At 56.0% G+C, this 25,311-nt stretch carries 21 protein-coding genes; 1 reads left to right on the top strand and 20 read right to left on the bottom strand.

Translation table 11 applies throughout. The features are described 5' to 3' along the window. Positions 1 to 43: 43 nt before the first annotated feature. The 13 genes from gndA to galF form a co-directional block, all read right to left on the bottom strand. Complete coding sequence (gene gndA / locus BS626_RS02990) at positions 44 to 1,450, bottom strand: NADP-dependent phosphogluconate dehydrogenase (protein WP_075180898.1); 1,407 nt, start codon at positions 1,448 to 1,450, stop codon at positions 44 to 46. 105 nt (positions 1,451 to 1,555) lie between these two features. Next, on the bottom strand, positions 1,556 to 2,734 hold the full coding sequence (locus BS626_RS02985) for a polymerase (RefSeq protein WP_075180897.1): 1,179 nt from the start codon (positions 2,732 to 2,734) through the stop codon (positions 1,556 to 1,558). 15 nt (positions 2,735 to 2,749) lie between these two features. Continuing rightward, on the bottom strand, positions 2,750 to 3,661 hold the full coding sequence (locus tag BS626_RS02980) for a glycosyltransferase (protein ID WP_083615877.1): 912 nt from the start codon (positions 3,659 to 3,661) through the stop codon (positions 2,750 to 2,752). Continuing rightward, positions 3,648 to 4,538: a rhamnosyltransferase gene (locus BS626_RS02975; RefSeq protein WP_240494249.1), complete on the bottom strand. Its 891-nt coding sequence runs from the start codon at positions 4,536 to 4,538 to the stop codon at positions 3,648 to 3,650. The genes BS626_RS02980 and BS626_RS02975 overlap by 14 nt, the downstream gene beginning before the upstream one ends. Before the next feature lie 23 nt (positions 4,539 to 4,561). Continuing rightward, the gene (locus BS626_RS02970) at positions 4,562 to 5,821 is read right to left on the bottom strand and encodes a flippase (RefSeq protein ID WP_075180895.1); all 1,260 of its coding nucleotides are present in this window, start codon (positions 5,819 to 5,821) and stop codon (positions 4,562 to 4,564) included. A 22-nt stretch (positions 5,822 to 5,843) separates the two neighbouring features. After that, a complete protein-coding gene (gene rfbC / locus BS626_RS02965; protein WP_075180894.1) occupies positions 5,844 to 6,386 on the bottom strand; it encodes a dTDP-4-dehydrorhamnose 3,5-epimerase in 543 nt (180 codons plus the stop codon). Position 6,387: 1 nt separating this feature from the next. After that, entirely contained in the window at positions 6,388 to 7,263 is an 876-nt protein-coding gene (gene rfbA, locus BS626_RS02960; RefSeq protein ID WP_075181120.1) for a glucose-1-phosphate thymidylyltransferase RfbA, read from the bottom strand. A gap of 58 nt (positions 7,264 to 7,321) precedes the next feature. Then, positions 7,322 to 8,200 (bottom strand): dTDP-4-dehydrorhamnose reductase, encoded by an 879-nt coding sequence (gene rfbD / locus BS626_RS02955; protein WP_075180893.1) that lies wholly within the window; start codon positions 8,198 to 8,200, stop codon positions 7,322 to 7,324. Continuing rightward, positions 8,197 to 9,285, bottom strand: a complete 1,089-nt coding sequence (rfbB, locus tag BS626_RS02950; protein ID WP_075180892.1) for a dTDP-glucose 4,6-dehydratase — start codon at positions 9,283 to 9,285, stop codon at positions 8,197 to 8,199. Before rfbB ends, rfbD begins: the two co-directional genes overlap by 4 nt. Before the next feature lie 36 nt (positions 9,286 to 9,321). Beyond that, on the bottom strand, positions 9,322 to 10,368 hold the full coding sequence (gene wecA / locus BS626_RS02945; protein WP_075180891.1) for a UDP-N-acetylglucosamine--undecaprenyl-phosphate N-acetylglucosaminephosphotransferase: 1,047 nt from the start codon (positions 10,366 to 10,368) through the stop codon (positions 9,322 to 9,324). A gap of 439 nt (positions 10,369 to 10,807) precedes the next feature. Beyond that, positions 10,808 to 12,061, bottom strand: a complete 1,254-nt coding sequence (locus BS626_RS02940; RefSeq protein ID WP_075180890.1) for a flippase — start codon at positions 12,059 to 12,061, stop codon at positions 10,808 to 10,810. A 114-nt stretch (positions 12,062 to 12,175) separates the two neighbouring features. Then, positions 12,176 to 13,189, bottom strand: a complete 1,014-nt coding sequence (gene galE / locus BS626_RS02935) for a UDP-glucose 4-epimerase GalE (protein WP_075180889.1) — start codon at positions 13,187 to 13,189, stop codon at positions 12,176 to 12,178. A 38-nt stretch (positions 13,190 to 13,227) separates the two neighbouring features. After that, positions 13,228 to 14,124 carry a UTP--glucose-1-phosphate uridylyltransferase GalF gene (gene galF, locus BS626_RS02930; RefSeq protein WP_075180888.1) on the bottom strand — a complete coding sequence of 299 codons (897 nt, stop codon included), beginning with the start codon at positions 14,122 to 14,124 and terminating at the stop codon, positions 13,228 to 13,230. A 368-nt stretch (positions 14,125 to 14,492) separates the two neighbouring features. On the opposite strand from galF, the gene BS626_RS02925 reads away from it, so the two are divergent. After that, on the top strand, positions 14,493 to 16,325 hold the full coding sequence (locus tag BS626_RS02925) for a hypothetical protein (RefSeq protein WP_075180887.1): 1,833 nt from the start codon (positions 14,493 to 14,495) through the stop codon (positions 16,323 to 16,325). A 36-nt stretch (positions 16,326 to 16,361) separates the two neighbouring features. Here the strand turns inward: BS626_RS02925 and BS626_RS02920 are convergent, their stop codons facing one another. The 7 genes from BS626_RS02920 to wzc all read right to left on the bottom strand — a co-directional run bounded on the left by BS626_RS02920 (position 16,362) and on the right by wzc (position 25,302). Next, on the bottom strand, positions 16,362 to 17,363 hold the full coding sequence (locus tag BS626_RS02920; RefSeq protein ID WP_075180886.1) for a glycosyltransferase: 1,002 nt from the start codon (positions 17,361 to 17,363) through the stop codon (positions 16,362 to 16,364). Positions 17,364 to 17,405: 42 nt separating this feature from the next. Next, a complete protein-coding gene (locus tag BS626_RS02915; RefSeq protein ID WP_075180885.1) occupies positions 17,406 to 18,314 on the bottom strand; it encodes a glycosyltransferase family 2 protein in 909 nt (302 codons plus the stop codon). A 61-nt stretch (positions 18,315 to 18,375) separates the two neighbouring features. Continuing rightward, on the bottom strand, positions 18,376 to 19,782 hold the full coding sequence (gene wcaJ / locus BS626_RS02910; RefSeq protein WP_075180884.1) for an undecaprenyl-phosphate glucose phosphotransferase: 1,407 nt from the start codon (positions 19,780 to 19,782) through the stop codon (positions 18,376 to 18,378). Positions 19,783 to 19,847: 65 nt separating this feature from the next. Continuing rightward, the gene (locus BS626_RS02905) at positions 19,848 to 20,939 is read right to left on the bottom strand and encodes a glycosyltransferase (protein ID WP_075180883.1); all 1,092 of its coding nucleotides are present in this window, start codon (positions 20,937 to 20,939) and stop codon (positions 19,848 to 19,850) included. Then, positions 20,940 to 22,037 carry a hypothetical protein gene (locus BS626_RS02900; protein WP_075180882.1) on the bottom strand — a complete coding sequence of 366 codons (1,098 nt, stop codon included), beginning with the start codon at positions 22,035 to 22,037 and terminating at the stop codon, positions 20,940 to 20,942. It lies immediately after the preceding gene. 78 nt (positions 22,038 to 22,115) lie between these two features. After that, positions 22,116 to 23,024: a glycosyltransferase family 2 protein gene (locus BS626_RS02895; RefSeq protein ID WP_075180881.1), complete on the bottom strand. Its 909-nt coding sequence runs from the start codon at positions 23,022 to 23,024 to the stop codon at positions 22,116 to 22,118. A 100-nt stretch (positions 23,025 to 23,124) separates the two neighbouring features. Further along, positions 23,125 to 25,302 (bottom strand): tyrosine-protein kinase Wzc, encoded by a 2,178-nt coding sequence (gene wzc / locus BS626_RS02890; protein WP_075180880.1) that lies wholly within the window; start codon positions 25,300 to 25,302, stop codon positions 23,125 to 23,127. Positions 25,303 to 25,311 lie beyond the last annotated feature (9 nt).

The raw sequence follows: 25,311 nt of genomic DNA, 5'->3' as shown, positions 1-25,311 counted from the left end.
AAAAAACCTCCCGGCGGGAGGTTTTTTTACAAATGTGACCGGCTTATTCCATCCACTCGGTGTGGAAAACGCCCTCTTTATCGATGCGCTTGTACGTGTGCGCGCCGAAGTAGTCGCGCTGGGCCTGAATCAGGTTGGCCGGCAGCACCGCGGAGCGGTAGCTGTCGTAGTAGGCGATGGCCGCAGAGAAGGTCGGGGTGGGGATCCCGTTCTGCACCGCATAGGCCACCACGTCGCGCAGCGCCTGCTGGTACTCATCGGCCACGTTTTTAAAGTACGGCGCCAGCAGCAGGTTGGCGATATCCGCGTTATCGGCGTAGGCATCGGTTATCTTCTGCAGGAACTGGGCGCGGATGATGCAGCCGGCGCGGAAAATCTTGGCGATTTCGCCGTAGTGCAGGTTCCAGTTGTTCTCGGTGGAGGCGGCCTTCAGCTGCGAGAAGCCTTGCGCATAGGAGACGATTTTACCGAGGTACAGCGCGCGACGCACTTTCTCAATAAACGCGGCCTTGTCGCCGGTGAACGGCGTCACCTGCGGGCCGGTCAGCACTTTCGACGCCGCCACGCGCTGGGCCTTCAGCGAGGAGAGGTAGCGGGCAAACACCGATTCGGTGATAAGCGACAGCGGCTCGCCGAGATCCAGCGAGCTCTGGCTGGTCCACTTGCCGGTGCCTTTGTTGGCCGCCTCATCCAGAATCACGTCGACCAGGTAGTGACCCTGCTCATCTTTTTTGGTGAAGATATCCTTGGTGATATCGATCAGGTAGCTGCTCAGCTCGCCGGCGTTCCACTCGCTGAAGGTTTTCGCCAGCTCGTCGTTGCTCAGGTTCAGGGCGTTTTTCAGCAGCGCGTAGGCTTCGGCAATCAGCTGCATATCGCCGTATTCAATGCCGTTGTGCACCATCTTGACGTAGTGACCGGCACCGTCCGGCCCCATGTAGGCGACGCAGGCTTCGCCGTCGGCGCGGGCGGCAATCTTGTCCAGAATCGGAGCGACCAGCTCGTAGGCCTCTTTCTGCCCGCCCGGCATAATGGACGGGCCCTTCAGCGCGCCCTCTTCGCCGCCGGAGACGCCGGTGCCGATAAAGTTAAAGCCCTGCTCAGACAGCTCTTTATTGCGGCGGATGGTGTCTTTATAGAAGGTGTTACCGCCGTCGATCAGGATATCGCCCTTATCAAGGTGCGGGATCAGCGACGCGATGGTCTTGTCGGTGGCTTCACCCGCCTGCACCATCAGCAGAATGCGGCGCGGCTTCTCCAGTGATTCGACAAAGGCTTCCACGCTGTAAAACGGCGCCAGTTTCTTGCCCGGGTTCTCCGCCATCACCTCGTCGGTTTTCTCGCGCGAGCGGTTGAAGATAGAGACCGTGTAGCCGCGGCTCTCGATGTTGAGTGCCAGGTTGCGGCCCATTACCGCCATACCCACAACGCCGATTTGTTGCTTGGACATTACATACTCCTGTCTGGAAGTTCTATGGTGTTGATTGATACCACAAGGCTTTAATAGTAACTCATTTTTCTTGCTTGAAGATAGCAATTGGTGCAAAAGACTAATTTAGCCTATATAACCGGTTTTAATATTTCGGCCTCTTTTGAGTGAGCCTTTACTTAATTCATCTTTGGCACTTTTTTCACTCAAAATAGCAATAGCCGAAACACCAAGCACAAAAATACCCATGGGAGTATACAAAAAAGGATTAGTAATTGAAACACCCAAGCTGAATATGAGTATTCCTGACATTACCAAGTCTGTGTTTCTGGCTAATTTATTAAACCCTTTTCTAATGAGTAGAAGTACGGGTAGTATCGATACGACAACACCTATAAGACCGGTCTTCTGAAGAATTTCAAGAGGTACTACCTCTATCCTTAGCCTTTCAAAAAAATGAGTACCAAAGCCTGTACCGAAAATTAAAGATGTTAAGTTGGAGTTTGCAATGAAATAGTTCCAATCGTTAATTCTAACCGAGTCGGAATCTCCGCCCCTGTCCCCAACCAAAACCATCAAAGCTAAAAAAGAGAGTAAGCCAACCATTACAACTAACAGGTTAATATACATCTTATTCAGTCTAAAACTTGTAGCTAGAATTGCAAGGCATGCAAACAAGAACACTCCACGAGTTTCTGTAAGCAATATAGCTAAAAGCAACAATAACGTGAAAAAGTACTTCCTTTCAATGAAAAATATTACGGAAGCAATCCCAAAAAAGAAGAATGATTTTGAGAAAAAAGCGCCACTAGGTCTAAAAAAGAATTCATCAGTTAGCGATAGTACATTGTAAAATCTAATAAAATCTATAAAGCCCGCATGCAAAAGAATGACATAAAAAATATAAAAACATGAAGTTATTATTGAGAAATACTTTATGCATTTAATAAAGTAATTAAATAAGTATTCTTTTAACGAAGGCTTTAAAGAAAAAATATATAACAAAAAAAATGAGTATGCATAGGGTTGTAAATCAAACGCTATATCATTAACATCCCGACCATATATAGCTCCTAGCAATGCGCCATAAAAAGGAAAAGTCATAATCAATAAAAAAAACAAAAACATTTTTTTACTTATTGTATTATAGCCAGTAATGAAATTAAGAATTAAAAAAACAAAGGATATAGCAAAAAAGAGATACCTTAATGGAAATAGGCCAAGAGGATCCAGTAATCTCCCGCCTCCACCAATTATGATCTCAGTAGTAATTAAGAAGATAAATAATTTATTAGCGTTCTCCATATGGCACCATTTTAATTAGAATAAATTTAGTAGAAGAATTGCTAAAAGGAAGAACTTATCAGAAAACTTTCTCCTTAATCGCCAAAAAACTAAGGAAAGTAAAATGTTACCTAAGTAGCCTTTACTCAAGCAAAAATTAATAAACTCAACTCTTTCATCAGTATGAAGCAGGTTAGATATTTTAGTTACTTGATGTCTGTACCATTTGTTTTTTACAAGCTTAAGTCTTTTAAACTTTGCTTTTATAGATACATTAGCACCTACCTGATTATTATTATGTTGCCTGTAATTCAATCCTACACGACTATCAATTGTCCATTTAAATTTATTTTTCCTGCAAAATGCATATATTAACCAGTCATGAAGATCTATTTGGTTAATGATGTTCTCATTATCTTTTAGGAAAAGTTTAAATTTTGAAATTGATTTGTAACTTAAAACATAAGTACATCCGGGGCCGGCTGCTTCAAAAAAACAATCATATTTAGTTTGTTTTTGCGCCTTGTTTATACAAACTTCTTTTCCTGATTCATAAAATGCCATTACATTGCTTGAGTAGCATTCAGAATCAGATGATTTCAAAAATTCTATTGCAACCTGCAATTTATCCTTAAACCATATATCGTCTTGGTCGCTAAATGAAACGTAATCATATTTATCTAAATCAACATCCCTTATTAATCTATAGAAATTTTTACCAGCACCTCCAAATTTACCAACATTTGGAAGAATAGTAATGTTCTGATTTACACTTTCCATTTCATAACAAATATCTAACGTTTTATCAGTCGATTCATCGTCTGATATAAAGATATCAACCCTAACACCTACTTGATTAATAATTGACTCAAGCTGTTCTTTAATCCATTTTTCACCATTATAAGTAGCTGTAAGTACAGCTACGCACGGCATCTTATCGAGACTCATCAATAGCGCCCTTTTTATTCATTACTCCGTCAAAAAGCCCTTTAAAATAATACTTTAAATAAGAATATTTTCTTTTTTGCGTGCAAATAATTATAGCCGTATGAATAAAAGAGAATATTATCTCTCTAAAGCATAATAACTTTGGAACATTATCATACCTGAGCAATAAAAATGAATTTCTAACCCGATAATAACGCCGTAAAGGAGAATGAACGGGGACGTTAACCCCTAAAATTTTGATGGAGTTATCGCCTATCGCATGAACCATCGTGACCTCGGGAAGTACATGGACAAGCTCCCCAAACTGAAAACAACGCAAGCACCATTCCGTGTCAACATAATCGATAAATAGATCCTCAGACATCCCACCTACTTTTTCTAACAGTTCGGAAGTTACCATAGTACCTGAAGAAATAGTAATAGATGTTGTAAAAGCTTGCATATCCTTAGAAATGATTATTTTTTTTCTTAATCCTTTTTTTGTGACGTGACAAATAGGGTAATAATGCCCCTTATCTCTGTCTATAAATGTGGGACCAACGATATTTACACATTTATCATCAATATATGAACTAAGTTTATTAATAAACTCTTCTGAAATACTACTATCTTGATCAAAAAAAATTATCTTTTTTGCTTTATGTGATAATGCATGCTGTATTCCAATATTTTGTGCAGCTGCAATGCCTTTATTTTCACCTAAACTGATAATTTTGCAATCAACACTCTCATTTAATGATAATTCAATTAGACTACTTTCTTTGCTATTGTCAATAATTATTGCATTACATTTCTGCGAATTTAATTGCTTTACTAAAGATAGTAGGTTTTCTAATTGTGGATTATAAGTAACTATAATCGCGAATATATCTTTCAAAGTTGCCTCTTGATATAATATTGTCATGACCAATTATAAGTATGCGTTAGTTTGTTATGTATATAGGTCAGAATTAAGAAGTCCACAATTACTCTTACACTCCATGCGATTGCAGCACCGGTGATACCATAAAATTTTACAAGCATTATTAGAAGGCATAAGTAAGGCACTAATTCAAAACAATGAAGAAATGCTGTAATTTTTGCTCTACCAATAGCTTGAATGCCACTAAAAGGGATCATCGCCAGTGCATTAAAGAAAAAACCAAACAATAGTATATTTAAGACTAACGAGGATTTTTCTGCATATTCCGGCCCCAGCCAAAGATTAAGTACAATTGGTGTCAGCAAGCAACCTATAACCACCGTTGGTAAGCAAACAATAGCCGTTATAAGAAAAGAAAGACGTGTATTTTTATGATATTCATCTGCTGATAATGAATTACTTAATCTTGGGAAGACGGCTCGGCCAATCGCAGCAGGAATTATTCCTAATCTTAGAATAGCTTCCGATGGTGCAGAGTAAAATGCCACTTTTCCTGCCCCTATAATATTAGAAACTATAAACCTGTCGAAGTAGACCATTATCGGACTAATGATATTACTGACTGTAATCCAACCACCGAAAAATATGAGCCTTCGGAAGGTTGCACTATAAAATCTAAGACCAGAAATAAAAATATCTTTTCTAACAAAAAAGAATGCTAAGACTACTGCTATTAATCTAGAGAGAATTAAACCATTTATGGCTGAGGTCAACGTAGGATTGTAATAAACAAAAATAGCCGGCAAGCCCGATATAAAGGAACTGGATATAGCCTTTTGAATATTAACAATCCCAAAACTCTCATCCCCTTCCAAGATTGAAACCCATAACTGGTTAAGAATAAATAATGGGATACAAAATGAAAGTAGTTTAAACGCAGCATTGACATCTTCTAGATTGTCCTTGCTGATTTTCAATGCGTTAACAATCCAACCAGAAGAAAAATATAAAATTAAAGCTCCTATCAAACTAAAAATCATCAAAAATATCAGACTGGTAGAGATTATTTTTTTTCGCTCTTCTGTATTATTTCTGTGTAATGCTATTTCTCTGATTACTGTTCTGGAGAGACCCACGTCGAATATCCCTGAGTACCCAACTACAGCAATAGCAATAGTATACACCCCAAATATTTCCGCGTCTAAACCTCTTGCCATATACCCCAATGCCGGTATTGCAATTAGTGTGGGTAGCACATACCCACACAGATTCCAGACGCTATTTTTTAATATATTCATTTATATATCATATTTAGAGGCATTAAAAATATTCCACCTCTTCAAAGAGGCGATTAGTACTGTCTTTCTCTGAGAGAATAGGTTCTTTAACGCCCCAGTTAATATTAATTTTCTCATCATTCCAAATAATTCCGCGATCATGCTCCTTTGAATAAAAATTTGTTGTTTTATAAACAAACTCTGCGGTTTCGGACAGGACATAGAACCCATGCGCAAATCCTTCCGGGATCCACAGCTGGCGCTTGTTCTCCGCGGACAGGTTTACCCCGACCCACTGGCCGAAGGTCGCAGAGTCCCTGCGGATATCCACCGCCACGTCAAACACCTCACCGGCAACGCAGCGCACCAGCTTGCCCTGCGCGTAGGGCGCCAGCTGGTAATGCAGGCCGCGCAGTACGCCGCGGGTCGATTTGGAGTGGTTGTCCTGGACAAACGTCACCTTGCGCCCCACCGCCTCTTCAAACACGTTCTGGTTAAAGCTTTCAAAAAAGAAGCCGCGCTCGTCGCCAAACACCCGGGGTTCAAAAATCAGCACGTCCGGAATGGCAGTCTTAATTACGTTCATCTTAATGGTCCTTGATCATCTTCAGCAGATATTGCCCGTAGTGGTTTTTCGCCAGCGGCGCCGCCAGCGTGCGCACCTGCTCCGCGTCAATAAAGCCTTTGCGGTAGGCTATCTCTTCCGGACAGGCCACCTTCAGCCCCTGCCGCTCTTCAATGGTCTGAATAAAGTTGCTGGCCTCAATCAGGCTGTGGTGGGTGCCGGTATCCAGCCAGGCATAGCCGCGGCCCATCATGGCCACCGACAGGCGCTCCCGCTCGAGGTAGAGGCGGTTGATGTCGGTTATCTCCAGCTCGCCTCGCGGCGAGGGCGCGAGGCTTTTGGCCATCGCCACCACGTCGTTATCGTAAAAATAGAGGCCGGTGACCGCGTAGTTGCTCTTCGGCTGCTGCGGCTTCTCCTCCAGCGAAATGGCCTTGCCGGCGGTATCAAACTCCACCACGCCGTAGCGCTCCGGATCGTTAACGTGATAGGCAAACACGGTGGCGCCGGACGGCTGCTGCACCGCCGCCTCCAGCTGCTTCGGCAGATCGTGGCCGTAGAAAATATTGTCGCCCAGCACCAGCGCGCAGCTGTCGCTGCCGATAAACGCTTCGCCGATAATAAACGCCTGCGCCAGGCCGTCCGGGCTGGCCTGCACTTTATACTGCAGATTGATGCCCCACTGGCTGCCGTCGCCGAGCAGCTGCTCAAAGCGCGGCGTATCCTGCGGCGTGCTGATAATCAGGATGTCGTTGATGCCGGCCAGCATCAGGGTGGTCAGCGGATAGTAGATCATCGGCTTATCGTAGATTGGCAGCAGCTGCTTGCTCACCGCCATGGTTACCGGATACAGACGCGTGCCGGATCCGCCGGCCAGAATAATACCTTTGCGATTCATTTCATCATTCTCTAAAAAGTAACAGGCCATGCGTCGCATGGCCTGTGGGCGAACAGGATTAATTATCGAGTACTTCGTCCAGCATGCGGCGCACGCCGCGTTCCCAGTCGGGCATCGTCAGGCCAAAGGTCTGCTCCAGGCGGCTCAGATCCAGCCGGGAGTTGCGCGGCCGCGCCGCCGGCGTCGGGTAGGCGCTGGTCGGCACCGCGCTGCAGGCGGTCAGCGCCAGCGGGATCCCCCGCTGGCGGGCGACGGCAAACACCAGCGCGGCGTAGTCGTACCAGGTGGTGGTGCCGGCCGCCGCCAGGTGATAGGTGCCGCTCAGGGCCGGCTGCTGCCGCAGCGCGCGAATGGCGTGCGCGGTGGTATCAGCAATCAGATCGGCGCCGGTGGGCGCCCCGTGCTGATCGTTGATCACCGCCAGCGCTGGCTTCTCTTTCGCCAGCCGCAGCATGGTTTTGGCAAAGTTATTGCCGCGCGCTGCGTACACCCAGCTGGTGCGGAAGATCAGGTGGCGCGCGCCGGCGGCCAGGATCGCCTGCTCGCCGGCCAGCTTGCTCTGGCCGTAGACGTTGAGCGGCCCGGTGGCGTCGGTTTCGCGCCACGGGCGCTGGCCGTCGCCGGGGTAGACGTAATCGGTGGAGTAGTGCACCAGCAGCGCACCGGCCGCGCGGGCCTCCTCCGCCAGCAGCGCCACCGCCCCGGCGTTAATCAGCCAGGCGCGATCGCTCTCGCTCTCGGCTTTATCCACCGCGGTATACGCCGCCGCATTGACAATCACGTCGGGCCGGATGGCGCGCAGCGTTTGCCGCAGGCTCTCCGGCTGGCTCAGGTCCCCTTCGCGGGAGTCCAGCGCCACCAGCGATCCCAGCGGCGCCAGCGCGCGCTGCAGCTCCCAGCCAACCTGACCGTTTTTGCCTAACAGCAGGATGTTCATGACTGCCGGTCCTGATACTGCTGCTCAATCCACGACTGGTATTGTCCGCTTTTTACGTTCTCCACCCACCGGGTGTTGTCCAGATACCACTGCACGGTTTTGCGGATGCCGCTGTCAAAGCTCTCCTGCGGCTGCCAGCCCAGTTCGCGGGCGATTTTGCCGGCGTCAATGGCGTAGCGCCGGTCGTGGCCGGGGCGATCCGCCACCCAGGCGATCTGCTCGCGGTAGGGCGTTGCCCGCGGCACCAGCTCGTCCAGCAGCGCGCAGATGGTTTCCACCACCTCGATATTTTGCTTCTCGTTGTGGCCGCCGATGTTGTAGGTCTCCCCCACCTCGCCGGCGGTCAGCACGCGGTACAGCGCGCGGGCGTGATCGTCCACGTAGAGCCAGTCGCGGATCTGGTCGCCTTTGCCGTACACCGGCAGCGCTTTGCCCTCCAGCGCGTTGAGGATAACCAGCGGGATCAGCTTCTCGGGGAAGTGATACGGCCCGTAGTTGTTTGAGCAGTTGGTGATAAGCGTCGGCAGGCCGTAGGTGCGCCGCCAGGCGCGCACCAGGTGGTCGCTGGCGGCCTTGGAGGCGGAATAGGGGCTGCTCGGCGCGTAGGGGGTCTGCTCGGTGAACAGCGGCAGCGGCGCCGCGCTCTGCCACTCGTCCGGGTGCGGCAGGTCGCCATAGACTTCATCGGTCGAGATATGGTGAAAGCGAAACGCCGCCTGGCGCGCCGGCTCCAGGCTCTGCCAGTAGGCCCGCGCCGCTTCCAGCAGCGTATACGTGCCCTGCACGTTGGTCTCGACAAACGCCGCCGGGCCGGTTATCGAGCGGTCGACGTGGCTTTCCGCCGCCAGGTGCATCACCGCGTCGGGCTGGTGGTCGCGGAACACCGCGCGCATCGCCGCGGCGTCGGTGATGTCCGCCTGCACAAAGGCGTAGCGCGGTGACCCGGCGACGCTCTCCAGCGATTCCAGGTTGCCGGCGTAGGTCAGCTTGTCGACGTTAACCACCGCGTCCTGGGTGTTATCAATGATGTGGCGCACCACCGCCGAACCGATAAAGCCGGCCCCGCCCGTTACCAAAATTTTCACGTTAATTATTCTCTCTGTGTCATCAGCCGGCCGCCGTTATTTGAAGGCAAGCAGTTTTTCAAATGTCAGTTTTAATTTTGCCGCCGCGCGCGTCACCGTGTTCAGCAGCAGAAAGCTGCCGGCAAACAGCACCAGCTGCCAGAAATCGCCAACGTGGCCGAGATCCAGCAGGATGCCAAAGGCGGCAAACAGCACCGCAAAGGCAAACATCAGCGCCAGGGTGCCGCGGCCGCTGAAGCCGGCGCGCTGCAGCAGGTGGTGCAGGTGCTCGCGGTCGGGTTTGAACGGGCTGTCGCCGCGGCGAATGCGGGTGACCATCACGCGCAGCATGTCCATCAGCGGCACCGCAATCAGCCACAGGGCGGTGACCGGGCGCATCGCCGCATCGTGCCCCTGGGTGGCGAGGATCAGCAGCCAGATCACCGTAAAGCCGATCAGCGTGCTGCCGGCGTCGCCCATAAACACCTTAAATTTGCGCCCCCACGGGATGCCAAGATTGAGCAGGATATAGGGCAGGCAGGCGGCCATCAGGCACAGGCACCACAGCGCCACCTCGCTATTGCCGGCGAGGTTAAACACCAGCCCGAGCGCGCCAAAGGTGACGCAGGAGAGCGCCCCCAGCAGGCCGTCGATGCCGTCGACCATATTAAAGGCGTTGATCGCGGCGATCACCGCCAGCAGGGTGACCAGATAACCGGCGGCGCCGAGCGCCAGCTCATAGCCAAACAGCACGTTGCCGAGGCTGTGCAGCCACAGGCCGCTCCACATCATCAGGCAGGCCACCAGCGCCTGCAGCCCCATGCGCGGCAGCACCGGCAGGTCGAAGCGGTCGTCCAGCACCCCCACCAGCAGCAGCAGGGTGGCGCACAGCATATACAGGGTAAAGTCCGGCAGCCACGTCGGCTGCAGGGCGTAGAGGATCCACAGGGAGAGGTAAACGGAGACGCCGCCCACCAGCGGGATATGCCCGTGGTGGTGCTTGCGCGCATTCGGCTTATCCACCAGCCCAACCCGACGCGCCACCTTACGCGCGCCAAACAGCAGCGCCAGCGCGCCCAGAAAAACGCAGACAATCTCTTGCATGTGTGCACCAAAGTCCAGTTGTCATCTGCTGAAACCACGCTACCGCCCCTGGCAAGGGGCTGCCAGTCCGCACCGGTGGTTTCCCCCTCTCCAGCATAGTCAGCGTAATGAGGGTCAGAGGAATGTTTAACGAGAATATCCCTAAAGGCAAAGCGTAAGACTGTAAGAATTGGCAACAATTTTGGAACGATATCTGGCGACTTACAAGCGCAAAAATCAGGTTTCCGTTACGGAGTGTCAAAAAAGCGGCAGCGCAGGCGGAAACGGGTGATTTTATATTCACCGGGCCGGGCGTTTTTTAACATTTGTGTTTAAGAATTATCCCATTTATCTTCACGCCCGGGCATCATCACGTTAGCAAATGATTTTCCAGCTGACTGAAATCACGGGAAAAAGCCCAACCCGCCGGCCGGGCTTTTTTCCAGGCGCCGTGGGAAATTCAGGCGCGGCGAAAGACTTCCTGGATAAATCCTTTGCGCCAGCAGAGAGTAAACAGCACCGTAAAGCTGAGGATTTCGGTGATCAAAATCGCCATTCCACCGCCGTAGGCGCCAAAGGCGCGGCAGAGTACCATCGCGTAGGCGAGGTGCAGCACGCCGGTGAAGTACGGCAGCCTAGCGTAGATCGCCGCATAGCCCAGCGGCAGCAAAATATAGTTGCTCATGATAACCGAGGTGGTTATCAGGAAAATCATCGGCGCCATCAGCCGGATGATCCCGACCGCATCGTCAAACTTATCGCCGAGCACCAGGTGGGTGATGGTGGGCGCCAGCGCGAAGAACGTGAGGCTGAACAGCGCGGTGACGCTGCACTCAATCAGGGCAAGCCTGCGGACAAAGGCGAACCCCGCCGCGCGCGACTCTTTAAACAGCTTATTCACCCGCGGATAGAGCGCCGATCCCATCACCAGGAACACGCCGATCAGCGCCTGACGCAGCTTATCCGAAGCGACGTACAGCCCCACCTGGTGGTCGTCGCTGACGAATCCGAGCACAAACGGCGTCGACAGGCTGTAGAGGCTGATTGCCACGCCGCCCATAAAGATAGGCAGGCTGCCGCGCAGCGACAGGGCAATGCGCTTAGGCCGCACGTTGGCCGGGTGGATAATGCCGGTGCGGTAGACCAGCCAGCTGGCAATCAGTCCGGCGGTGAGCATGCCGGCCCCCTGCACCACCGCCGCCATCACCACGTCGCCGTTGTCTTTCACCAGCAGAAACGTCAGCGGCACGGTGATGCCGCCGCGCGCCAGAATGTAGGAGAGGGTCACGTTCTTCATCCGCTCGATGCCCTGGAAGAACCAGACCGGCAGCAGCACGGTACCCAGCACCTGCATCAGCAGGATGTTCAACAGCGGCTGAATATCCTGCAGCCGCGAGCTACTCAGCGCGATGCCGTTGACTATCAGAATCGACAGCAAAAACAGCATGAATTTGGCGGCCATCACGTTCCAGTAAAGGGTACTGATTTGCCGATCGCTGCCGGCGCGGGCGATGCGCCGCGAGGCCCACAGGTTAAAACCAAAATCGACGAACAGCACCAGATACTGAGTGATGGTGGTGGCCAGACCGATCTGCCCGTAGTGCTCCGGCCCCAGCACGCGCACCAGGTAGGGGAACGTTATAAACGAAATTACGTAGTTGGATCCCTGTAAAATAAATAACGAGAGCATATTATTGCGAAGCGTTTTTTTCATCGTAGAACCTTTTCAGATAGCCCTCCCGACGTCATCGCGGCGAAGGCGCTGACGATCGTCCACACGAAAAACGCCCGGTGCGGGCGTTGTTGTTATCCGTCGGGGGGATCCCGCTTAGCGGTAGCCGTGGGGATTGTTTTGCTGCCAGCGCCAGGTGTCGGCCATCATCTCCGCCAGGCCGCGGCTGACGCGCCAGTCCAGCTCGCGATCCGCCAGGCTGGCATCGGCCCAGAAAGCCGCCAGGTCGCCGTCGCGGCGCGCTTTGATCGTCACCGGCAGGGATTGGCCGCAGGCCTGTTCAAAGGCGCGCACCATCTCCAGTACCGAATATCCCCGGCCGGCGCCGAGGTTGTAGGCGCGATAGCCGGCCTGGCGCGGCAGCGCATCCAGCGCCTTCAGGTGCCCTTCGGCCAGATCCATCACGTGGATATAGTCGCGCACGCCGGTGCCGTCCGGGGTGTCGTAGTCGTTGCCAAACACCCCCAGCGCCGGCAGGCGCCCCACCGCCACCTGGGCGATGTAGGGCAGCAGGTTGTTGGGGATGCCGTGGGGATCCTCGCCGATCTCGCCGGACGGGTGGGCGCCGACCGGATTGAAGTAGCGCAGCGCGATGGCGGTAAACCGGCTGTCGGCCCGCGCGGCGTCGCGCAGGATCTGCTCAACCATCAGCTTGGAGGTGCCGTACGGGCTGGTGGTGCCGCCGATCGCCGCGGTTTCGACGTAGGGCACGCTCGCCTGCGCGCCATACACCGTCGCCGACGAGCTGAAAATCAGCTGGCTGACCCCGGCGCGCCGCATCTCTTCCAGCAGGACCAGCGTGCCGCTGACGTTATTCTGGTAGTAGGCCAGCGGCTCCCGCGTCGACTCCCCCACCGCCTTCAGGCCGGCAAAATGAATCACCGACTGAATCGCCCCGGTGGCCAACAGGTCGCGCAGTCGCTGCCGGTCACGAATATCCCCCTCAATCAGCCGCGGCGCTTTGCCGCTGAGTCGGGCAACCCGACGCAGCGACTCCGCCGAGGCATTACTCAGGTTGTCCAGTACCACCACCTCATCGCCGCGCGCCAGCAGGGCAAGCACGGTGTGGGAGCCGATGTAGCCGGCCCCGCCGGTGACCAACACAGCCATAGTTTCTCCTTCCGGCCGCGCGGACGCGGCCGCGGCGGTTATCGATTCAGCAGCGCCTTGATGCTGTCGCGGAACGCCGGCCCCTGCTCGAGGTTGCGCAGGCCGTAGGTGACAAACGCCTGCATATAGCCGAGCTTGCGGCCGCAGTCAAAGCTGCGCCCTTTCATCAGCATGGCGTCCACCGGCTGCTTTGCGCTGAGGCTGGCGATGGCGTCGGTCAGCTGGATGCGTCCCCAGGCGCCCGGCGCGGTTTTTTCCAGTTCGGCCCAAATATCGGCCGAGAGCACATAGCGCCCCACCGCCGCGAGGTCGGAGTTCAGCGTCTGCGGCTGTTCCGGCTTCTCGACAAAGCGGGCGATCTGCCCGGTTTTCTCTTCGCGCTCCAGCGGCGCGTCGGTGACGATCACCGAGTACTCGCTGAGGTCCGATTCCGGCATATGCTGCGCCAGCACCTGGCTGCGGCCGGTCTCTTCAAACCGGGCCACCATGGCCGCCAGGTTGTAGCGCATCGGGTCGGTGGTGGTAGTGTCCATAATAACGTCCGGCAGGATCACCACAAACGGCTGATCGTTGAGCATCGGACGGGCGCAGAGCACCGCGTGGCCGAGCCCCAGCGGCTGCGGCTGACGCACGTTCATGATGGTGACGCCCGGCGGACAAATGGCCTGGACTTCGCTGAGCAGCTGGCGTTTTACGCGCGCTTCCAGCAGGGCTTCCAGTTCATAAGTGGTATCAAAATGGTTTTCAACCGCGTTTTTGGAGGCGTGGGTGACCAGTACGATTTCCTTGATGCCGGCCGCCACGCACTCGTCGACGATATATTGAATCATCGGCTTATCGACAATCGGCAACATCTCTTTTGGAATGGCTTTTGTAGCAGGCAGCATATGCATGCCGAGACCCGCAACCGGGATAACTGCTTTAAGCTTGGTCATATTTTTTCCATAGCATGATGATAAAACATGGGGGTGATTATGCAGTAACTGTTTCGCCAGCAAGTATAATCATAATCTGAAAAATAAACAGGTTAGCCGCCGCGCAGGGCGGCAGCATCATTCGGACTTTTTCTCATCAGGACAACCCGTTAGCCCGCGCCGTTGCGTTTCCCTGCCGGCGTTGTTAGCGCAAGAATACCGGTATGCGATTTATCTCAAATGTGTCTGACGCCGGCACTTTTAATTCCGTTCCGAAATCTAATCCCCTGACATTCTGTTAAAACATGACGCGTTTTATTTTTTGACACCCGCGGCTAACGGCATACCGGTTAGCCGATGCACCGCTCATTATCCAGAAGGCTGCGAATATGAAAGCACTGAAACCCGATGCCGAACACCCCTCTGCGACGCGCCGTCAGGCGCTGAGCAAACTGCTGGTCTCTGCCGCCGGTCTGGGGGCGCTGTCCGGGCTGGCCCACGCCGGAGGCCGCGCGCCGGACGCCCTGCCCGCCCCTTCGGGGCCGGACCGCTTCCGGGGCCAGGCGCCGGGCATCATTCTCGATCACGCCACCACCTCATGGGCGCAGATCCGCAACGATCGGGCGCGCGACGGTGGCCCGGTCGATAACTTTGCCGACCTGCAGCAGCTGATGGAAGATAAGAAGTACCTGACCATCGATACCCCGCTCAGCGTGTCGGACACCCTGACGCTGTCGATCAGCAACCAGCGGGTGGAGGGGCGCGGCAACGGCATCCTGACCCCGCTGGCCGGCATGCAAAACAAGTTTCTGCTGCGGCTGACCGCCGACGGCACTAAAGTGCAGGGGCTGATGCTGGATAATCCCCAGCGGTTAAAAAGCGCGAGCGGCGGGCGCCAGGGGGGCATTACTCTCGCGGCCAACTACTGTGAAGTGGCCAACTGCACCTTCTGGCGCATGCTGCAATCGGTGATCGCGCCGGCGGATTTTGGCGCTTACGGCACCAAGGTGGTAGACAACTGGTTTCTGGAGTGCCTGGGCGCCGGCGCGGGCGAGAGCGACCCCGACTCGCGCGCAGGAGAGGATCGCGGCGATGCGGTGACCCTGTGGGGATCGGGCTCGATCATCACCGGCAACCACGCCTGGTGCCGCGCTGACCAGGATGCGCGCATCGCCTTCCACGCCGAGGGGCTGTACGGCGCGCGGCGATCGCTGCGCGATGTTGACCATAAAGACATCATTATGATGAACAACATGGCGAAGGGGCCGTTTCGTCGCCACTTCGCGCTGGAGAACATCACCGATGGCGTCTCCATCGGCAATATCTCAATGGGCGGGGCCACCTGGTGGGGCGAAGCCTATATTCAGTGCAAAAACGTGATTGCCCAGAACGTTATCCGCTACAGCAACGCGCCGGAGAATCGCAACGGCGCGGCGTGGAAACCGATCAAGGCGGCAATTGCGGTGGTCAATTTTAACCACGGGGTGAACATCCGCAGCAGCGTGCTGATCGCCGAGGGCACCCGCGCCTGCGGGTTTGCCACCGCCACCCAGACCGGCGAGATGGACGTGACGCTGTCGGGCTACCTGCGTAACGAAGGGTCGCGCAACAACACCGCCGTGTTTCTCAACAACCCCAGTGATTTCCGCCTCGAGAACCTGCGCAGCCGCGGCTTTGCCCGCGCGCTGAGCCTGCGGGTGACCGGCGATACCCGTATCGACAGCATCAACTGCCGCCACGAGCTGAACGGCAGTCATCACGCCGTGGCGATCGCCGCCGGGCGCGGGGGCACGCTGTCCCTTAACGGCGACACCTACCGCGGCGGCAAAACGGCGTTTGTGTTACCCAATCTGGATAACCTGAGTATCCGTAATACCACCGTGGAGGCCCACGATCGCTTTGCCGCCCTGAGCGGCATCCGTCAGTCGCTGACCATCACTAACAATACGGTGATCGGTGAGAAAAAACTGCCGCTGGCGTGGGAGGGCGACGGCGGCGCGCCGGAGATAAGCTGGCTGGTCGAGGGCAATATTGGCGTGGATAACGCCCTGCACTATCGCAAAACCCAGCTGAGCCAGCGTCAGTCAAGGCTGAATCAGATGAGTAAATTTGCCGGCAAGAACGTCACCACCGGCGGACGGGAGCTGTGGGTGGCGCTCGGCGACGATCCGGGCGCCCCGTGGCTCAATCTCGCCACCCGCGAGACGCTGACGCCGGCATAAAAAAAGCGGCCCGCTGCCGGGCCGCTTCGCGTGGCTTCAGGCGAAACGGCGCTTGCGCAGCCGCTTGCGGGCAAAATTCATCAGCCGCCAGCCCAGCAGGTTGCGGCGGGCTAACAGCAGCTCCGGGCAGCGGTGCCGACGCATCAGGTTTGCCAGATCCGCCTCGGTCTGCGCGCTAAAGGGCGCGGTGGCCCGCTTGCGCAGAGTCATCACCAGCACCAGATTCTCGATGAGGCGCGCCCGCAGGGCCGCGCGGCTGTCGCGGCGCCGGCAGCCTGACTGCAGCTGCTCCAGCGCCTCACAGGCGCGCAGATAGCCAATGGCGTTTTTCTCCCCGCGGCCGCTCTGCATGATCGACCCGGCGCGCACCCGGCGGCGGAAGAAGACAGTGTCGCTGACCACCACCTTGCCGGCGCGGAAAAACAGCCGCGGGGTGAACTCTTCATCCTCGTGAATGATCGGGAGAAACCACAGCTGGTGCTCAGCCTGCACCCGCCGGCGGAACACATACAGCCAGGCGTTGGGGATAAACGCCCCGCGGCGGAAGAAGGCGTTAAACGCCTCTTCGCCGCTGGCAAACGTCTGTGTCAGCCCGCGCCGGTAGGACATCAGCTTATGCCGCGACTCACCGACGGCCGCGCCCTGCGGATCGTGAAAGGAGTCGGCGGAAAACGCGAAGATATCGAGGTCCGGCTGCTGCTGCCACGCGCGCTGGAAGGTGGCAATCAGGCCCTCCACCGCCACGTCATCGGAGTCAAAATAGTAGATAAATTCGCCGCGGGCGGCGCGGGTGCCAACGTTGCGCGCCTCACCCAGCCCGCCGTTGGCGGTATGGACAACGGTGACCCGCGGATGCTGGCCGTAGCGCCGCTCGACCAGGTCGCCGGAGCCGTCGGTCGAGCCGTCATTGACGATGATCACCTCCGTCGCCGGCGCCGACTGGTGAAGAATTGAGTCAACCGCCTCCTCGACATACGCCTTCACGTTGTAAACGGGGATGATCACCGAGAGAGACGGCAGGGTGTGCGTATCGGTCATTGGATTCACTCTGGTTGGCGGACTATCCCTGTCCGGCAAAAATTAAAAGGGGGTGCGCGATTTCAGCAGCACGCTGCCGAAGCGTTTGGTTACCGCCATAAACTGCGGCAGGCTGGAAGCGTTCAGGTAGGCGCGCGCAATGGCCTTCAGCGCCGCCCCCCAGCGGTCTTGATTGCGCATGATGCGCGCGTTAAGCAGCGCCACCTTCAGGGTGTAGTGGCGGCGCTGTGCCGTGCTCAGCAGGTGCAGATGTTGCGCCTCAAACTGGTGGCGAATCTGATAGCCCAGCACCGATTTTTTCGACAGCGTGATGCGCTCACCAAGGTGATCGTGATGGATAAACAGCGCCTCGTGCAGCGTGTGGACCACAAAGCCGGCGGCGAGGATTTTGATCATCAGGACGTGATCCTGGAAGCGCGGCGTGTCGTGAAACATGCCGGTCTCGGTCAGCACGCGGCGCCGGCAGAAGATCATCGGGGTGAAGGCATTGCCCTGCGTAATAAAGTTGGCCATATCGCCGACGTTGGCCGCGCATTTGCGGTCGCTGACCGCCACGCCATCGCGGTACATCGCCATATCGCACACCGAAACGTCGGCGCCGCTCTCCTGCAGGTGCCGGTACTGGGTAGCGAGCTTGTGCGGGAAGTAGACATCGTCGTCGTCGAGGAACGAAATGTACTCGCCGCTGGCGTTGGAGATACCAATGTTGCGCGCCCCGCCGCCGCCGCGGTTGATGCCATCGGCAAAGATCTGCACCCGCGGGTCATCGGCGAACTGCGCTTTGACGGCGTTGGTGTCGGCAAACCACGCCGAGTCGGCCGGGTTATCGTTGACCACCAACACTTCAAGGTGCGGCCAGCTTTGGTCCAGTACGCTCTGAATGGCGCGCGGCAGACTGTCCGGCCGGCCATACGAGGGAATGATTACGGAAATTAGCGGCGTATCTGTCATGGTGAGTTCCTGTAAAAGTGCCACGGCTTGCCCGCCCTGGCCCGGCAAAAGGGTCCCGCGATCAGTAAGCAGTTTTACTGATAAAGCCTTTGAAAATGGTCAGAAAAATGATGCGCAGATCAAAGGCGATACTCCAGTCGCGGATATATTGCAGGTCGTATTCGACGCGTTTTTCCATTTTTTCCAGCGTGTCGGTCTCGCCGCGCCAGCCGTTGATTTGCGCCCAGCCGGTGATGCCCGGCTTCACTTTGTGGCGCAGCATATAGCCCTGAATCAGCGCGCGGTACTGCTCGTTGTGCGCCACCGCGTGCGGGCGCGGGCCGACAATCGACATATCGCCTTTCAGCACGTTGAAAAACTGCGGCAGCTCATCCAGCGAGGTGGATCGCAGAATGCGGCCGATGGGCGTGATTCGGGCATCGCCCTTCGTCGCCTGTACCACCTTCGCGCCATTCTCCATCACCTTCATTGAGCGAAACTTCCACACGCGGATCGGTTTGCCGTCCATGCCGTAGCGCACCTGACGGAAAATCACCGGCCCCGGCGAGCTCACTTTGACCAGCACGGCAATGGTCAGCAGCGCGGGCGAAATCAGCAGCAGGATCAGCGACGAGACGATGATATCCTCCAGACGCTTCAGCACCCGGTTGACGCCGTTCATCGGCGTTTCAAACAGCGGCACCACCGGCACGCCGTTCACCTCTTCAGTACGCGACTGCAAAATGTTAAACGTGAAGATATCGGGGATCAGCATCACCGAGCAGGTGGTGTCGGTGAGCTGCGCCACCAGCGAGCGGATCGTCTGCTCTTCCGCCATCGCCATGGCGATATAGATCTTATCCAGCCGGCCTTCGCGCGCGTCGCTCACCAGCTGGCTGACGTTGCCGCAGTAGGCCAGTTTGGGGTCGGCGTCGTCGCGGTGTTCGGGCCGATCGTCGGCGTAGAAGCCCACCACGTTCAGCCCTATCCACGGCGCATCGATAAAGCTGCTGGCCAGCGAAACGCCAATCGGCAAGGTGCCGACGATTGCCACGTTGCGGGTGTTATAGCCCAGCTTCCTGATCAGTCTGGCCAGCCAGCGGATCAGCGCGCGGCTGATAATAAAGCCGATCGCCACCGTGCCCCACCAAATGACGTAGCTGTTAAACGGGATGCTTAACAGCTGGACAAACGCCATCAGGCCCGCCGCGATCAGCATGCTCAGGCTCCAGTTTTGCACAATGACCTGCAGCTCGGTCGCGAAGCTGACGCCGCGCCAGGAGCGATAAAAATCGGTCATGCCGCCGATCATTTGAAACAGCACCAGCCCGGTGAGAAACAGCAGCCACCACGGCAGCGTCAGCGGCTGGCCATTGATCCAGCTCAGCAGCCACAGCCCGACAAACATCACGAAAATGTCGGAGAATCGCTGCATCATGGAGATGATTGAAGCGTTGCTTCGTGGACGTTGTCCGTTTACGGCATGCATTGTCGTTTTCTTCCCGCCTGGCTCATACATGATTGAAGACACCCTTCAGACCTCTCTGTGTAACCTCATGATCCCTGCCGGGTAATGTCCGCGTACAGCCGATGGGTCTTGCTGATCATCGCCTGTGAGGTAAAGTGCTGCTTAAATAGCGCGTTACCTTTTTTCCCCATCTGCGGTAAATCGTACTGCCCGAGGTCCGACAGCACCGATACCAGCGAATCGACGTCGCCCTGGCGAAACAGCAGCCCGGTCTCTTTCTCGGTCACCACTTCAGGCAGCGACGTGGCGTCGCTGGCGACGATCGGCAGCGAGTAACTCATGGCTTCCAGCGGCACCATGGCAAACCCCTCCCAGCGGCTGGGGATCACCAGCACATCCGCGGTCTGAAAATAGTGCTCCATCTCGCTCGCCTTCAGCCAGCCGGTGTAGTGAGCATCGGGCAGTTTCTCCACCGCCTCGGTGCCGTGCACCGCCTCCCCCACCACGGTCAGACGCAGCGGGCCGGGCGTCAGGCGCTGCATGGCGCGCACCAGCAGGTCATAGCCTTTCTGATAATCGAAGCGGCCAACAAACAGCAGGTTGATGGTCTGCGGGTCGCCGCCGCTGCCCGCCGGGCGGGCCGGTTTTTCCGCTACGCCGTTGTGCACCACCACCAGCTTGTCGCCGCGCAGGCCGCTGGCCCTCGCCTGGCGGGCCTCGTAGTCGCTGACGCAGATAACCGCGTCGGTCATCGGCAGCAGCACTCTTTCTATCAGGCCGTACAGCCGCTTCTTGCCGCCGCTGGTCTCCATTAAAAAGCTGAAGGCGTGCGGGCAGTAGACCACCTTCGGGCGGGCCACCGGCCAGAGCAGCAGCAGGCAGAGCCGGCCAATCACGCCGGCGAACGAGCTGTGCAGGTGCACCACGTCCGGCTTAAAGCGCAGTACCGTTCGGCAAAATGCGCGGGCAAAGGCGAGCAGCGCGCCGGGGCCGCGCCCGGTACGCGGCCAGCGCACCAGATTGGCTTCCGCTGCCGTATCCAGCTCCCCGGACTGATCGGCAGGAATTAAACACTGAATGGTAAACACTGCAGGGTCTGCCTGCTGCGCGGCAACGAGTTGTTTTAATACCGTTGCGACGCCGCCTTTTATTGTTTCTGCGGCATGCAGTACTTTCATTTAGTTTTCCTTGTTCACTTTCCCAAAAGATAAATAGACATAAAACATAAACGGATACAGCGGCCCTAAATGACGGAGATAGCTGCCGTAGTCCGGTTCAAACATGCTTTGAATAACGGTAAAAGCAATCACCATGAGCGAGAAGATCCGCAGCAGCGGATATGCTCCTCGCGAGCGTAATACGCGATGCAAAATCGTCCAGATGCGGGTGAACATCATGATGATAAACAGCGAGATGATCAGGTAATATGGCGATAACATCACAATCAGCGGAAAGGGAAAAAAGAACGTAAACCAGGTGATTGAGATGTTAATCCAGCCCAGCAGCGGATTACCGCCGGGCACCCACGGGGTGATCAGGGTATTGGATCCGTCCCCTTCGCGATCCAGACGGATTTCATTGACCGAGGTGCGAAACGCGTCGACGTCCACGCCCAGCGCCACCTGAACGGCCACCGCCAGTACCAGCATCGACAGCAGGCAGAGCACCACCAGCGTCTTCGCCGACGAGATAAAGCGGCTGGCTATCAGCAGTCCGTAAAATTCCAGCACAAATAAAAACCAGTAGGTGCGAAAGTAGTAAGCGAACAGCAGCGCGCCGAGCGTCCACACCGCCAGGCCGATGCGCGGACTGGCAAACATCAACAGTGACGGCAGCATCACCAGAAAAACAATAAAATCTTTACTCTGCCAGGTCAGGTTAACCACGGACAGAAACACAAAAAACAGGAAAACGCCGAGATCGAGCAGATTCAGCTCACCGCCCTTTACCTTAATCAAAATAAAAACATAGGTGGTCATGATCAGCAGGGACGAGAGCATGGCAAACACCACGGAACTCTGCTCGAAGCCTAATAACTTATAAAAATAAGCGGTACTGGTGTAGGAGCTTCCCGGCTGAAAATCATAGGCAAACTTCATGATATTGAAGATGGTAATCTGGTCGGAAAAGAAGTACTTCGGCATGACCGACTCTTTTGCCATCGCCAGCACAATCATCAGCATCAGCAGTACCAGGAACAGCATCAGCGTCACATGGGCATCAAAATAGACGTAACGATCCTTTCTGACGCCAATTTTTAGCGAGATAAATTTCATGTTTGCACCCTTGTCACCATCGCGCCCGGCGGCCAGCAGCCTCGGTTCCCCTGCCCCACCGGCGCGACGGGGCCCGCATTACGTGCGACGCATTTTTTTAAACAGGATCAGCGCCAGCTTCTGCACCCGCTCGCCCATCATCTGGCAGAAGTGGCCCGGTTTGATTTTTCCCGCCAGCAGCAGGCGCAGATAGATCTTCACTCCTTTACCCTTCTCTCCGGCGGAGAGCAGGTAGCTGTCGGCGATGATCTTGGCGTAAAAGCCATACCAGATATCGCTCGGTACGCGTGACTTGATGCCCTCCAGCCACGCCAGCGACTTTTCCCGCTTGCCGTCGGAAGAGATGCGTCCGGCACCGTCGGCGTCATCGTAATAGGTCAGCGGCTCATCCAAATAGAGAAACTGCGCGCCCTGCTCTTCCAGCCGCAGCGCAAAATCCCAGTCCTGATGCTTGCGCAGCCCGGGATCAAAACCGGCCCGTTTGGCCATATCCGCATCCAGCAGCAGGGTACTGGTCTGGAAATCGTTGCCCAGCAGCAGGTACTCCATGATCGAGCGGTAGCCCTTCAGCGGCTTGTTGCGGCGGACATGCTGCCCCTCAGGGCGGAGGTTAATTTTCGCCGTCATGCAGACGCGGCGTTCGCCCCCCTGACGCTGCATAAACGCCAGCTGCTTCTCGAGCTTTTCCGGCAGCCAGCTGTCATCGGAGTCCAGCAGGGCAATGTACTCACCGCGCGCGCGGGCGATGCCCTCGTTGCGCGGACGGGTGCCGCCGGTATTGGCCGGCAGCGCAACAAAGTGCACCCGCGGATCGGTCACGGTGGCCATGATCGCCGCGGTGTCGTCCGTGGAGGCATCATCCACCACCCAGACTTCCAGATGGGGCCAGGTTTGATTCAGGACGCTGTTCAGCGTGGACAGAATCACCGCGGCGCGGTTAAAGGTCGGGATCACCACACTGACCAGTGGCGTAGCAGAAGCGGTCATAACACCTCTCACGGTGGCGGACAGCGGCGGCGCTCCCCCGCGGTCCGGTTAAACACAGCGCCCTGGCCCGGAGCGGGATCCGCACCAGGGCGCCCGGGCCTCAGGAGTGTTGAGATTCGTAGCGGTAGTGGTAATAGCCGTAGCCGTAATACCCCGCCGCTTTCTTCATCACCAGGTTGAGGATTGCCCCTTTGATTTCGATGCCGTTCTGCTCGAAGCGTCGGATACTGACCTCCACCTCTTTGACGGTGGTTTTCTCGAAGCCGGCCACCAGCAGACTGGTGCCGGCCTGCATCCCAATCACCGCCGCATCGGTCACCGCCAGAATCGGCGGCGTATCGACAATCACGATGTCATACTGCTTCTGCAGCGCGTCCAGCATCTGGGTGAACGTCTGGCTCATCAGCAGTTCGGACGGATTCGGTGGCATCTGCCCGCGCGCGACGAAGTCGAGGTTGGGAATGTCGGTCGGCTGGATCGCCTGCTCCAGAGTCAGCTGGTGAGAGAGCAGGTCGGAGAGGCCTTTTTTACCCTCCTTGTGGAACAGATCGTGGGCATAGCCTTTGCGCATATCGGCATCGACAAACACCACCCGCTGGCCGGACTGGGCCACCACCGTCGCCAGGTTCGAGCTGACGAAGGTTTTCCCGATGCCCGGGCTGGTGCCGGAAATCATCACCACGTTGTTTTTGGCGTCCAGCATGGCAAAGTGCATCGTGGTGCGCAGGCTGCGGATCGCCTCCACCGCCAGGTCAGCCGGGTTGGCCAGCGCCAGCAGCTCCGCCGAGCGCAGCGGCTTCGAGACGCCGGTTTTCGCCAGCTTATACAGCTGGCGATCTTTTTGCTGCTGCCACTCGGAAAGCGGGATGCTGGCGTACACGTTGATCCCGTTGTTTTCCAGCTGCTCCGGGCTTTCCACCCCGCGCACCATGATGGTTTTGATCAGCACATACAGGGTAGAGAAGATAAGCCCCAGTACCAGCGCAATGCCGACGATCAGCGGGGTACGCGGCGCAATCGGCTTATACTGCACCAGTGCCCGGTCGATGATCCGCACGTTACCGACGGTGCTGGCCTTGTTGATGCTCAGCTCCTGCTGCTTATTCAGCAGCTGCATGTAGACCGCCTGCCCGGCATCGACATCGCGGGTCAGGCGAATGATCTCCTGCTGGGTACGCGGCAGGTTGCCCACTTTGCTCTCGAGGCGCTTTTTCTCATCGATAAGCGTCTGACGTTTCTCCAGCAGGGTGCGGTAAGCCGGGTGCTCGCGGGTGTAGAGCTTGGAGATCTCCGCTTCGCGGAAGGTCAGCTCGTTCAGCTGATTATCGACGTTGACCATGGTGTCAAGCATCGATTTTGCTTCCAGCGACAGATCGACCGAGTCGTTACTCTGGCGAAAGGCGTTGAGCTTGTTTTCGGCTTCATCCAGTCGGGCCCGCACCTCCGGCAGCTGCTTCTGCACGAAGCTCAGGCTCTTCTCCGCTTCGGCGGACTTGCGCGCCACGTTTTGCAGCAGATAGTTATCGGCAATCGAGTTCAGTACCCGCTGGGTCAGTTCCGGATCGGTACCGGTCAGCGTCATGTTCAGCACGCCGGAGTCTTTCCCGCGGTCTTCCACCACCAGGTTGCCAAACAGCGCGTTGTAGGTCGGCAAAAACGCCCGCTTGGTCAGACTAAAGCTCTGCCCGGCCGCGGCATGGCTGCCGCTTATCAGCAGCGAGAAATCGCCGCGGGTCGCCAGCTGGCCGACGCGGCCGCTCAGCAGTGTCCGATCGTTATCGTCGCTGAGCGTCCACCGTTTGTCGGCGCCCAGCGTCAGGTTCAGCGGCTGGTTGAGCAGCGGGGTCGGAACGCGAAAGCGCGAGACCGCCAGCGTTGGCTCCGCCTCGCCGATCAGCCGCGCCCAGCCTTTACCGATCAGCGGAAAGTAGTGCGGCTCCACGCCGGTATCCAGACCGAGATCCTCAATGGTTTTCCCCAACACCATGCGCGAGGTCAGCAGCTCTATCTCGGCGTTGGAGTTCGGTTTGGCATCGGGCAGCAGTCCGCTCAAATTGTTCATCACGATATTGCCCTGGGTTTTTTCCACCTGCACCAGGGCGGTTGCCTGATAGACCGGGGTGGCGAACATGGCATACAGCACGCCAATCAGGGTAAACAGCGCGGTAACGCCGGCAATCAGCCAGCGATGGTCGAGCAGGGAGCCGTATAGCCGCCCGAGATCGATTTCGTCTTTGGCATCCGCATTCTTAGGGGTGCTGATCGCTTTTTTATCCATTGTCAGACC

The organism is Pantoea sp. 1.19 (assembly GCF_001922585.1).
Lineage (GTDB): Bacteria > Pseudomonadota > Gammaproteobacteria > Enterobacterales > Enterobacteriaceae > 1-19.
The sequence above is the reverse complement of the archived record's forward strand: the minus strand, read 5'-3'. Positions and strand labels throughout refer to the sequence as shown.

Bases quoted from the DNA above. Each gene is read 5' to 3' on its own strand.
- rfbA (WP_075181120.1), bottom strand. From the start codon at position 7,263: ATGAATCGCAAAGGTATTATTCTGGCCGGCGGATCCGGCACGCGTCTG.
- wecA (WP_075180891.1), bottom strand. From the start codon at position 10,368: ATGCAAGAGATTGTCTGCGTTTTTCTGGGCGCGCTGGCGCTGCTGTTT.
- BS626_RS02900 (WP_075180882.1), bottom strand. From the start codon at position 22,037: ATGAAATTTATCTCGCTAAAAATTGGCGTCAGAAAGGATCGTTACGTC.
- galE (WP_075180889.1), bottom strand. From the start codon at position 13,189: ATGGCTGTGTTGGTCACCGGCGGGGCCGGCTACATCGGCTCCCACACC.
- wcaJ (WP_075180884.1), bottom strand. From the start codon at position 19,782: ATGCATGCCGTAAACGGACAACGTCCACGAAGCAACGCTTCAATCATC.
- BS626_RS02920 (WP_075180886.1), bottom strand. From the start codon at position 17,363: ATGACCGATACGCACACCCTGCCGTCTCTCTCGGTGATCATCCCCGTT.
- wzc (WP_075180880.1), bottom strand. From the start codon at position 25,302: ATGGATAAAAAAGCGATCAGCACCCCTAAGAATGCGGATGCCAAAGAC.
- rfbD (WP_075180893.1), bottom strand. From the start codon at position 8,200: ATGAACATCCTGCTGTTAGGCAAAAACGGTCAGGTTGGCTGGGAGCTG.
- BS626_RS02925 (WP_075180887.1), top strand. From the start codon at position 14,493: ATGAAAGCACTGAAACCCGATGCCGAACACCCCTCTGCGACGCGCCGT.
- BS626_RS02915 (WP_075180885.1), bottom strand. From the start codon at position 18,314: ATGACAGATACGCCGCTAATTTCCGTAATCATTCCCTCGTATGGCCGG.
- rfbC (WP_075180894.1), bottom strand. From the start codon at position 6,386: ATGAACGTAATTAAGACTGCCATTCCGGACGTGCTGATTTTTGAACCC.
- BS626_RS02905 (WP_075180883.1), bottom strand. From the start codon at position 20,939: ATGAAAGTACTGCATGCCGCAGAAACAATAAAAGGCGGCGTCGCAACG.
- BS626_RS02895 (WP_075180881.1), bottom strand. From the start codon at position 23,024: ATGACCGCTTCTGCTACGCCACTGGTCAGTGTGGTGATCCCGACCTTT.
- BS626_RS02970 (WP_075180895.1), bottom strand. From the start codon at position 5,821: ATGAATATATTAAAAAATAGCGTCTGGAATCTGTGTGGGTATGTGCTA.
- galF (WP_075180888.1), bottom strand. From the start codon at position 14,124: ATGACCAAGCTTAAAGCAGTTATCCCGGTTGCGGGTCTCGGCATGCAT.
- BS626_RS02985 (WP_075180897.1), bottom strand. From the start codon at position 2,734: ATGGAGAACGCTAATAAATTATTTATCTTCTTAATTACTACTGAGATC.
- BS626_RS02980 (WP_083615877.1), bottom strand. From the start codon at position 3,661: ATGAGTCTCGATAAGATGCCGTGCGTAGCTGTACTTACAGCTACTTAT.
- gndA (WP_075180898.1), bottom strand. From the start codon at position 1,450: ATGTCCAAGCAACAAATCGGCGTTGTGGGTATGGCGGTAATGGGCCGC.
- BS626_RS02940 (WP_075180890.1), bottom strand. From the start codon at position 12,061: ATGAAAAAAACGCTTCGCAATAATATGCTCTCGTTATTTATTTTACAG.